The organism is Dactylosporangium sp. NPDC005572 (assembly GCF_040605515.1).
Taxonomy (GTDB): domain Bacteria; phylum Actinomycetota; class Actinomycetes; order Mycobacteriales; family Micromonosporaceae; genus Dactylosporangium.
Window position 1 is genome coordinate 1 of record NZ_JBEXCY010000440.1, and the last position, 2,127, is coordinate 2,127.

At 68.0% G+C, this 2,127-nt stretch carries 2 protein-coding genes; one reads left to right on the forward strand and one right to left on the reverse strand.

Translation table 11 applies throughout. The features are described from left to right. Positions 1-105 precede the first annotated feature (105 nt). On the forward strand, positions 106-1,308 hold the full coding sequence (locus tag ABZS66_RS61425; protein WP_354774204.1) for a DUF4241 domain-containing protein: 1,203 nt from the start codon (positions 106-108) through the stop codon (positions 1,306-1,308). Between the two features lie 109 nt (positions 1,309-1,417). Here ABZS66_RS61425 and ABZS66_RS61430 read toward each other — a convergent pair. Then, a partial coding sequence (locus ABZS66_RS61430; RefSeq protein ID WP_354774206.1) for a DUF4240 domain-containing protein occupies positions 1,418-2,127 on the reverse strand: 710 nt, incomplete at its 5' end.

Consider the following 2,127-nt stretch of genomic DNA (forward strand, 5'->3'; position numbering starts at 1 on the left):
CCCGCGTCACACGGCGTGACGGACGTCGCCGACCCTGCGCGCACGGTCGGCGGCAGATGTGCGCGCAGCCGATTCGGTTGGCCTTGGCAGATGGTAAGGGCCTGTATGGTCGTCGCCGTGGTGCCGAGGTTTGAGGCGGTGTATTGCGACGGGTGGGACGGCGGTGTGGTCAACCCGCTGACCGCAACCGTTGCGCAGGCCCGCGATGCGGCCGGTGAGCCGTACACCGTCGTGCTGTTGCTCGACGGTCGGCGGTATGCGGTGCTGGATCTGTCCTGGGTCGACGGATACTGCTGCGTGTCGCGCTTCGACACCGCTGGCCGGCAGGTGTCGAGGCACGTGCTGCGCGGCGCGGCCGACGGCGAACTGTTCCTGTGCCGGGCCTTCACCTGGGTCGGCCCGCCCGGGGTGGGCGAGTACGAGTATCCGCATGTCGCGGCCCGGACGTCTACCACGTACCGTCTCTCCGGCGAGCGCACCGACGTCATCGAGCCGCGCGGTGACCTGGGTGCACGGCATGAGTCCCGCTCGGAACAGCCACCGCCTCGGCTGCCGATTCCAGACTTCGGCCGATGGCAGGATTTGCCGGGTCTGGGCGGGGACGCGCCCGTTGAGATCGTCGACGCGGTCTGGCATTCGCTGCCGGTACGTACCGCAACTCGCCCGCCATGGCGGCCGCCCCGGCCGTTGCAGCCGGACGGCGTCGAGGTCCTGTTCACCTCCGGTGCGCAGGTCGAGTGCTACGACCGGGAGCTTCGCCTGTCGGTCCACACCGCCGGGCAGCTGCGCCTGCCCTCCGGCCGTCTGATCGCCGCTGATCCCTCCTCGTTGGACCTCGGCGCCAAGCCGTTCAGCGTCACCGTGCCGCCTGGGTCGTATCCGGTCTCGGTCAGTCTCGCGACCTTCGCCGACGACCCCCGCCACAGCCGGGTCACCGCTGCCCGCCTCGAGGTCGGCGCCCGTCCGGCCGTGCGATGGGCGCTTGCGCTGCGCGACGGCCAGGAACCAATCGATCTGGGATACCGGGAGTTCTTCGGCTTCGGCGTGGACGCCGGCATGGCTTGCTTCGTCGACGCGGGCTCCATCGACCGGATGCAGGACGTGTGGCGTACCCTCGGCGGTCTGGTCGAGCCGCGCTACCGCACGATCGGTTCGGGAGACATGGTCGCCTGGTCCAGCGGCTGGGGCGACGGCACCTATCCCACCTGGATCGGCTACGACACCACTGGTGCCGTGACCTGCTTCGTCGCGGACATGCTGCTGTTCTCCACCCCCGACGACGAGGACGAGGACGAGGACGCTGTGTAGCGCTCAGGTTGCGGCTACCGGATACTGGACCAAGAATTCTGTCGGCAAGCGCGTGCAGAGACCGCTGTGGATAGGTGATGTCCGGACTGGCTCTCGCTGGGGTCCGGTTCTATTCGGTCCAGGCCTCGCCGAACAGCTTCCACAACCGGGGGTACCGGCGGGCGATCTCGGCTGTAGACAGGCATGCCCATTGGACGTCGTCCGGGTTGGGGTCCATACGCAGACGGACGTGGCGTTCCTCGGTGACCACATCGCGGATGTCGCCGTCGATGTCGGGCCGGAGTTCGCCGATCTCGCACGCCACATACTCCAGCGACTCCCAGTCCGGGTAGTCCTCGTTCTGCCATGGCCGGGGAAGAGACGCCAGCCGAACGACCTCCGGTACACCGGCCAGGCTGTCGGGATCCATGATCGCCGCCTCGTAGGCGTGCCGGCCCAGGCCGACGAGCCACATCTGGAAGTAGTGGAAGGAGTCCATGCTGCAGGGCGCGGTCATGATGATGTCCGCGGCTCGCCATAGCTGATACGTGTTGGCCGGCTCGCGGGTGGCAGACAGGTGCTGGACGAAGTCGAGCAGGTGGTGGCGGGAGATCCGGCCGAGTCGGTCCCCCAGGAAGGTCTCACGCTCCCGCTGGGTCGGCCCTGCGTGGCGCGATAGCTCGATGAAGGTCCAAAAGTCGTCCACGTCCACACCCATAAGCCTAGATCCGTTCGACACACCAGAACGCGCCAGCGTGCAGGCTCCCCGGAGATGGCGATCGGAGAGCGGCAGATGAGGATGCCGGCAGTGGCCAGCCGCCTCTTGTTTGATCCTGCCGG

Excerpts from the sequence above, each read along its gene's own strand:
- ABZS66_RS61425 (WP_354774204.1), top strand. The coding sequence starts at position 106 with ATGGTCGTCGCCGTGGTGCCGAGGTTTGAGGCGGTGTATTGCGACGGG.